The organism is Kitasatospora sp. NPDC091257, from assembly GCF_044757675.1.
Taxonomy (GTDB): Bacteria; Actinomycetota; Actinomycetes; order Streptomycetales; family Streptomycetaceae; genus Kitasatospora; species Kitasatospora lactacystinica.
The window spans coordinates 1-8,153 of sequence record NZ_JBIVVI010000304.1 but is presented as its reverse complement, the minus strand read 5'-3'; the positions used below and the strand labels follow the sequence as shown (position 1 = coordinate 8,153).

General features: G+C 75.0%; 5 protein-coding genes and 2 pseudogenes. 2 read left to right on the top strand and 5 right to left on the bottom strand.

Annotated features, from left to right (window positions below):
• Both ACIQOV_RS16470 and ACIQOV_RS16465 read left to right on the top strand, forming a co-directional pair.
• Positions 1-754 (top strand): annotated as a pseudogene (locus ACIQOV_RS16470) (hypothetical protein); the annotation flags it as partial.
• Positions 751-960, top strand: coding sequence for a hypothetical protein (locus tag ACIQOV_RS16465; RefSeq protein ID WP_359911252.1), 210 nt, complete (start codon positions 751-753; stop codon positions 958-960). The pseudogene ACIQOV_RS16470 and the gene ACIQOV_RS16465, both read left to right, overlap by 4 nt.
• Positions 961-1,015: 55 nt before the next feature.
• On the opposite strand, the gene ACIQOV_RS16460 is transcribed toward ACIQOV_RS16465, so the two are convergent.
• The 5 genes and pseudogenes from ACIQOV_RS16460 to ACIQOV_RS16440 all read right to left on the bottom strand — a co-directional run.
• Positions 1,016-1,300 (bottom strand): Rieske (2Fe-2S) protein, encoded by a 285-nt coding sequence (locus tag ACIQOV_RS16460; RefSeq protein ID WP_359911290.1) that lies wholly within the window; start codon positions 1,298-1,300, stop codon positions 1,016-1,018.
• A 231-nt stretch (positions 1,301-1,531) separates the two neighbouring features.
• A pseudogene (locus tag ACIQOV_RS16455) lies at positions 1,532-2,065 on the bottom strand (DoxX family membrane protein); the annotation flags it as partial.
• 213 nt (positions 2,066-2,278) lie between these two features.
• Positions 2,279-3,874: a glutamine-hydrolyzing GMP synthase gene (guaA, locus tag ACIQOV_RS16450; protein WP_380548910.1), complete on the bottom strand. Its 1,596-nt coding sequence runs from the start codon at positions 3,872-3,874 to the stop codon at positions 2,279-2,281.
• 1,019 nt (positions 3,875-4,893) lie between these two features.
• Positions 4,894-6,588 (bottom strand): hypothetical protein, encoded by a 1,695-nt coding sequence (locus ACIQOV_RS16445; protein ID WP_401049111.1) that lies wholly within the window; start codon positions 6,586-6,588, stop codon positions 4,894-4,896.
• 288 nt (positions 6,589-6,876) lie between these two features.
• Positions 6,877-8,153 (bottom strand): GMC oxidoreductase (locus ACIQOV_RS16440; RefSeq protein ID WP_401049109.1); only part of this gene is annotated, 1,277 nt, incomplete at its 5' end.

Sequence of the window (8,153 nt, the reverse complement as noted above, 5' to 3'; positions counted from 1 at the left end):
CCCGACCCCGCCGTTCGGCACCCCGGTGCCGCCGGCCGGTGGCCCGGCCCGGCCCTGGTGGCAGCGCGCCGACCTGCCGCAGGGCGACCCGCTGCGCAAGGAGCACCCCGGGCGACGCCCCGCGCCCGCCGCCGTACGGCGCCCCCGGGAGCGCTCGGCGCTCGGCTTCTTCGGCTTCCTGCTGGCGATCGGCGCGGGCGCCGCGGTCTGGGCCGCCTCCGCCGACCACCACGACCCCACCGTGCTGGGTGCGACGGTGCTGGCCGCCGCGCTGCTGGTGGTGGGCCTGACGCTGCTGGTCGGCGCGAAGTTCGGCCGGGCCCGCCGGCTGGCGGTGACCGGCCTGCTGCTCACCCTGGCGCTGGCCTTCGTCGGCCACTCGCCGGACTCCATGCGCAACGCCGTCGGCGATCGCGACTGGACCGTCGCCTCGGCGACCGACCTGCGCGACCGGTACAACCTGGGCGCCGGGCAGATCAGGCTCGACCTCTCCGCGCTCGACCCGGCGGGGGCCACCCTCGCCACCAAGGTCGACCTCGGAACCGGCGACATGACGGTCACCGTGCCGGACGACATCACGGTGAACCTGGTGACCCGGGTCGGCCTGGGCAACGTCACCGTCCCGGGTGAGCGGAGCGACGGCACCGGGCGGCACACCTACCTGATCGGCCCTGCCAACGGGCAGCCGGCCAAGGGGACCCTCAATCTCGAACTCGGCATCGGGCTCGGCAACATCAAGGTGGTCCAGCAGTGAGGAAGCACCGGCTCGACCTGTTCTCGCTGATCGCGGGCGCGCTGTTCACCGTACTCGCGGTGCTCTACCTGGTCGCGGCGCTCAACGACCAGTCGGTGAACGGGCGGATCGTCATCCCGGTCACCTTCATCGTGCTCGGTGTCGGCGGCCTGGCCGGCGCGGTCGCGGCGGTGGCCCGGCGCGGCCGGCCCGACCGCGAGGAGTGAGCGTCCGCGGCAGGCCCCCGGACGTCCCGGGCCGCCCCTGACCGGCTCCGGGCCCTCAGCTCTGCTGCGGGCCCAGGGCCAGCCGGTCCCCGTCCTTGCTGACGGCGTACTTGGGCAGCGGCTTGACCGCCGGCCCGTTGACCACCGCACCGGTCGCGGCGTCGAACCGGGAGCCGTGGCAGGGGCAGTACAGCTGGCCGTTCTTCGGCGCGTCCACGGCGCAGCCGGAGTGGGTGCACACCGCGGAGAAGGCGCAGTACTGGCCGGCCTTGGGCTGGACGATGTAGACGGCGTCCCCGGTGGCCGGGTCCTTGACCTGGGCCGAGCCGCCGACCGGCACGCTCGCGGCGGGCACCGTGGGCGCCGTCGCCGGGGCACCGGAGGCCGGGGCCGCGGCGGACGGGACGGCGGAGACCGGGGCCGCCGACGGCTCGGGCGCGGCCGGCTTGTCCCGGCCGAAGGTCCGGGTCAGCGAGCCGGTGAGCAGCCCGGCCCCGCCGATCGCGACGGCCGCGATCCCGCCGTCCACCAGGGCCCGGCGCTTGACGTGGTCCTCGCCCAGCCCGCGCGCGCGGTCCCGTCCGGCCCGGCGGGCCAGGTAGCCGTCCACCGACAGGTACGGCGTGCCGGCCAGCAGCAGCGGCGTCCAGGCCATCAGGTAGGCCAGGTCGTTGCCGAGGTAGTACGGCGAGACGCTCCAGCTGACGGTCAGCCACAGGCTGAGGTTGAGCAGCGCGCCGCCGAGCGCGGCGACCCGGCCCCAGAGGCCGAGCAGGGTGCCCAGGCCCACCGCCAGCTCGCCGAAGGCGACGGCGAGCGCGAACAGGGTCGGGTGGTCGAGGGCGGGGCCGAGCAGGAAGGAGATCGGGCTGCCGCCCGCCTTGGCGGCCTGGGTCTGCGAGACGAAGGACGCCGGGTCGCCCGCCCCGGCCAGGAAGTGGGCGTCGGAGAGCTTGTCGAGCGCGGCGTAGACGAAGGTGACGCCGAGGAAGAGCCGCAGAGGCAGCAGCGCGTACGTGGACGCGAGCGCCCGCAGTCGCGCCGCCCTGGCGGCCCGGCCGGCCGCGCCGCCACCGGCCGGCACCGAGTTGCTGGCCTCCGACATCCCTCACACCTTCCCTCGCCGCCTGCCAGTCCCTGACAGGTCCGGTCCGCATTCTGCCCGCTCCCGGCCGCTTTCGGTGGGAGGTCCTCCCGGAGAGCGACGCCCGCACCGCAAACGGTCGCGCCGTCGCTCCCTCCAGTACGGGAACGACGGCGCGACCGTTCAGGCATCGGCCTCAGGACGAAGAAGCGTCCCGGCGGCCGGCGGGAGTGATCACTCCCACTCGATGGTGCCCGGCGGCTTGCTGGTGACGTCGACGACGACGCGGTTCACGTCGCGGACCTCGTTGGTGATCCGGGTGGAGATCTTCGCCAGCACGTCGTACGGCAGGCGCGACCAGTCGGCGGTCATGGCGTCCTCGGACGAGACCGGGCGCAGCACGATCGGGTGGCCGTAGGTGCGGCCGTCACCCTGCACGCCCACGCTGCGGACGTCGGCGAGCAGCACGACCGGGCACTGCCAGATCTCGCGGTCCAGACCGGCCGCGGTCAGCTCCTCCCGGGCGATCGCGTCGGCGTCGCGGAGCAGGTCCAGACGCTCCTTGGTGACCTCGCCGACGATCCGGATGCCCAGGCCCGGGCCCGGGAACGGCTGGCGCTGGACGATCTCCTCCGGCAGGCCCAGCTCCTGGCCGACCATCCGGACCTCGTCCTTGAACAGCTTGCGCAGCGGCTCCACCAGCTGGAACTGGAGGTCCTCGGGCAGGCCGCCGACGTTGTGGTGGGACTTGATGTTGGCGGTGCCGGTGCCGCCACCGGACTCCACCACGTCCGGGTACAGGGTGCCCTGGACCAGGAAGTCGACCGACTCGCCCTGCTCGCCGGCCTCGGCGACGATCTCGGCCTGGGCCTGCTCGAAGACCCGGATGAACTCCCGGCCGATGATCTTGCGCTTCTCCTCGGGGTCGGTGACCCCCTTCAGCGCGTTCAGGAAGCGCTCGGCGGCGTCGACGACCTTCAGCTGGACGCCGGTGGCGGCCACGAAGTCCTTCTCGACCTGCTCGGTCTCGCCCTTGCGCATCAGGCCGTGGTCGACGTAGACGCAGGTCAGCCGGTCGCCGATGGCCTTGTTGACCAGGGCGGCCGCGACCGCGGAGTCCACGCCGCCGGACAGGCCGCAGATCGCGCGCTTGTCGCCGACCTGCTCGCGGATCAGGGCGATCTGCTCGTCGACCACGCTGCCGGTGGTCCAGGTCGGGGCGATGCCGGCGCCGCGGTAGAGGAAGTGCTCCAGGACCTGCTGGCCGTGGTCGGAGTGCAGCACCTCGGGGTGGTACTGGACGCCGTAGAGCCGGGCCTCGTCGTTCTCGAAGGCCGCGACCGGGACCAGGTCGGTGGAGGCGGTGACGGCGAAGCCCTCCGGGGCGGCGGAGCAGGCGTCGCCGTGCGACATCCACACCGAGTGCTGCGCCGGGACGCCCTCGAACAGGGTGGAGCCGGTGCGGGAGACGGTCAGCGGGGTGCGGCCGTACTCGCGGGCGCCGTTGTTGTCGACGGTGCCGCCGAGGCTCTTGGCCATCAGCTGGAAGCCGTAGCACATGCCGAAGACCGGGACACCGGCCTCGAAGATCGCGCGGTCGATCTGCGGCGCGCCGTCTTCGTAGACCGACGAGGGGCCACCGGAGAGGATGATCGCCTTGGGGTTCTTGGCGAGCATCTCGGCGACCGGCATGCTGCTCGGCACGATCTCGCTGTAGACCCGCGCCTCACGCACCCGACGGGCGATGAGCTGGGCGTACTGGGCGCCGAAGTCGACCACCAGGACGGGGTCGTTGTCCGGCGCGGACTGGACGGGAATTGCAGAGGACACAGACGGCCTTCCGGCAGCGGTATCGAGGTGTCACGCGTGGCCGCCTCCCCGGCGGGACTGCGGCTGCGGCGGACGGTGTGGGGTGTCTGGACACCGATTCTACCGGGCTGTCCGGTTTCACTCGTCTGCCCGTCCAATGAACCGTGACCGGGCGGGGCCGCGGTTCGTTGCTTCTGACGAACGTACGGCCGCGCCGCGTCCGCCAGACGCGCCGCCCGTCCCCGCGGGGGCACCGTACGGCAGCAGGACCACGCGTGGAGCTCCACCCCAGTCCACCGGCGCACGTGGTGCCGCCGCCCGGTCCGCCGGGCGCGCGGCTCCGTGGGACCGTGCGCGGGTGCCGCGGCCGGCGAGCAGGGGACAGCGACCCCGGCCGCGACTGGGCCGAGAGGTGGGACGGCCGGAGTCCGGGGACGCCCGGGACCGGCCGTCGCACCCCCGGTCCGTTCCGGTGCGCGCCCGGGCGCACTCCCCCGTCCACCTCGTGCCGCTACGCGCGTCCCCGTGCGCCACAACCATCCGAACCACTACGCACCGTGATCATCGATGGCGGCCCCGTCGGGAAATGCTCTGTGCCGAACTGTGCCGAACCGGTTGCAGAGCGAGCCCCTTGTCCAGCACGATGCTCGTTGTAAGCGGTTCTCCCGGCGCCTCACGGCCCACCGAGGAGGCCCGCGACGGCGTTCTCCGCAGCCGCGCCGCAGGGCGGTGGCAGCGATTGTCAGTTCACGCTCCGTGAGCGTGGGACCGGCGCAGACCTGCGTGCCGACCCGCCGCGCACGGAGGTGCGCGCCCCGCACGGCCGGCCACCCACGCCGGAGCCGCGCGGCGCACCCCGAAGCCGACCGACACGACGGCGCTCCTCCCCCGGCGCCGTCACCCCAGCACCGGCGCGGCCCTGACGCCGAGTGCTGAACGACAAAGGGCCCCGTTCCCCCGCGGGGCCCTTTGCCCTTTCCCCGTGCTCCCAGCCTCCGGCACCGTGCTCCCGGCCTCCGGCACCCCGACGGCCGCCCGGGTCAGGGGTGCTTGCGCCAGACGCTCGGGTCGACCGGCTCCTCGGCCGGGGGCGGCGGCACCGCGCCGGGCACCGGCGCCCCGCCGGCCGGGACGGGCGGCTCCTCGTGCGAGTCGAGCACCTCGCTCACCCCGCCCCCGGAGTCGAACGGCGCGTCCTGCGGCACGACGGCCCGCGCCGGCCCGCCGTACCCCGGCACCGGACCGCCCTGCTGCGCCGGAACGCCGTGCGGCGGCGTCGCGTACGGCACCTGCGGCGGCACCGTCGCCGGGTGCGGCGCGCCGCCCTGGGCACGGGCGAACGGGGACTCGGCGTACGGCACCGCGCCGTTCGGCGCGCCCGCGCCCCGGTCGCGGACGGCCACCAGCAGCGGCGGCACCAGCAGGGCGCCGACCAGCGCCCAGACCGCGTTGGCCACCAGCGTGCCCAGGAACACCAGCCCGGCCGAGGACTCCTGCGAGAACTCCATCCGGGCGGTCTCGGTCCAGCCCGCCATGGACGTGGTCTCCACCAACCGCGCCCCGGAGAGCGCCATCAGCAGGGTGAGCGCCCCGGCGTGCAGGGCCGCCAGGCGCAGCCGGTCGGTCGCGTCCAGGCGCCGCCGGTACGCCGCCCAGCCGAGCACGCCCGCCGCGACGAGCGCGGCCAGGCCGGCCCAGCGCCAGTCGGCACCCAGGTCCCGCAGGTCGAAGAAGGAGAACTCGGTGTCGTTGCTGCGGTCGCGCCACGAGCCGCCGCCGTCACCGGACAGACCGGTGTGCGTCCGGAAGCCCGCCCCCGAGCCGAAGCCGAGCAGACCGAGGCCGAGGTTGGGCAGGAAGGCCAGCGAGACCCCGGTCAACGCCCCGTCGTCGCTGTTCAGCGCGACCAGCAGGAAGGCCGCCACCGAGGACAGCCCCACCGAGACCGCGAGCGCCTGGCCGGCGGTCAGCGCGGCCACCGCCCAGCCGCGCACCGAGCGGCTGCGCCAGGCCGCCCAGCGCAGCGCGTCGGTGCCGTACACCAGGAAGGCCAGCAGGGCGGCCGGCACCACGGTCCAGGCGACCGCCTCCAGCCAGCCGGAGTCCGCGGTGACCAGCAGCTCCGGCTTCCCCCGGGAGTCGAAGTAGTCGGACTTCACGCCGCGGCCGTCCGGGCTCCAGTCCGTACCGCCGACCAGGCCGAGCGCCAGGCTCACCGCCGCGAGGACCGCCGCGGTGCGCATCGCCTCGGCGGCGGCCTGGCCCCGGGTCAGCTGGCCCTCGGCCGCCTTGCGCCGGCGCAGCCCGGCCCGCAGGCCGAGCCAGAGCGCCAGGCACCACAGGACCGTGACGGTCATCGGCAGCACCCGGACGGTCTCGGTCCAGCCGCCCGGACCCCGGCCCACCGAGCCCTGGTAGGCGAGCCGGAACGGCGCGCCGAGCGCGTTCAGGGTCATCGACAGCATCGCGCCGAAGCGCTCGCCGAAGCCGGGCGCCTCGAACCGGTACTGGTACTGGTAGTCGCCGGGGACCGCCGCGACCAGCGCCACGGCCAGCAGGACGAGGGTCGGCGCGACGGCCGCCCTGGCCGCCGGGCGCCAGTCCGCGGCCGTCAGCAGGCGCTGGAGGGCGGGCTGCCTGTCGTACGACTGCCCGGCACCCCAGCTGCCCAGGGCGGGCGGGGCCGCGGCCGCGGCCCCGTACCCCGGCTGTGGACCGTACCCGGTCGGCGGCACGGACGGCGGAACGGGCGCAGCCGCACCCGGAGGTGGCGGCGGGACGGCGGCCGGCGGGACGGTCGGCGGGGCGGTCGGCGGGGCCGGGGGCGCGAACGGCCGGCCGCACGACCCGCAGGCGGGCGCCCCCTCCGCCGAAGTCGCCCCGCACGATGTGCAGTTGGCCATGGCCCGCGTTCCCCCCGCTCGACGAGTTCCTGGCCGCCCCAGGGAGCCCGTTTATCCCATCGGACCCGAACGGCTGTCAACCGGGAACCGGCGCAGGCGGATTGGCCCGCCGGACCGGGTTCAGCCGCGCTTCTTCGGGACCTCCGGGACGGGCAGCAGCGGCAGCCGCAGCGCGCCGAACGCGCCCTCGGGCACGGCCGGCCGCACCGGCGCCACCGCCGCGACCCGCCGGTACTCCTCGCCCTGGGCCGGGCGCGGGTCCGCCTCGCCCTTGTTCGGCCACATCGACAGGGCACGCTCGGCCTGGGCCGTGATGGTGAGCGAGGGGTTGACGCCCAGGTTGGCGGAGACGGCCGAACCGTCCACCACGCTGATGCCCGGGTAGCCGTACAGCCGGTGGTACGGGTCCACCACGCCGGTCCCGGGGGCGTCGCCGATCGGGCAGCCGCCCAGGAAGTGCGCCGTCATCGGGATGTCGAAGATCTCGCCGACGGTGCTGCCGGGGAAGCCGTTGATCTCGTCGGCCAGCGCCTGGGCGCCGCGCTCGGCCGCCGGGATCCAGGTCGGGTTGGGCTCGCCGTGGCCCTGGGCGGAGGTGAGCCGGGCCTTGCCGAGCGGGCCCTTCCGCAGCGAGACGGTGATCGAGTTGTCGAGCGACTGCATCACCAGGCCGATGATCGTCTTCTCGGACCAGCGGCGCTGGTTCATCGAGCGGGCGAAGGTCACCGGGTGGAGCGCCGAGTTGCCCAGGTAGCGCAGCCAGCGCGGGAGCGTTCCGCCGCCCCTGACCTGGGCGATGGACAGTGCGCCCATCGCGTTGGAGCCCTTGCCGTAGCGGACCGGCTCGATGTGGGTGTTGGCGTCCGGGTGGATCGAGGAGGTGATCGCCACGCCCTTGGTGAAGTCCGCCTTGGCGCCGTAGCGCCGGTCGGTGGTCTGCGCCCCCACCAGGGCCTCGGAGTTGGTCCGGGTCAGCTCGCCCAGCCGCTCCGAGATCCGGGGCAGGTGGCCGCCGTCCCGCATCCGGTGCAGCAGCGACTGGGTGCCGTAGGTGCCGGCCGCGACGACCACCCGGGCCGCGGTGATGGTCCGCGCGCCCGCCTTCACCCGGTCGGTCTTCGAGCGCGCGTCGGTGCGGCGCACGTCCACGGCGAAGCCCCGGTCCCCGTCGGCCCCGCCGATCTCCCGGATCCGGGCCACCGTGGTGAGCGGGTGGATCTCCGCGCCGCCCTTCTCGGCCAGGTACAGGTAGTTCTCGGTGAGCATGTTCTTGGCGCCGTGCCGGCAGCCGGTCATGCACTCGCCGCACTCCACGCAGGCCTTGCGGGCCGGGCCGGCGCCGCCGAAGTACGGGTCGGCCACCTCGCCCCCCGGGGCCGCCTCGGCCGTGCCTCCCC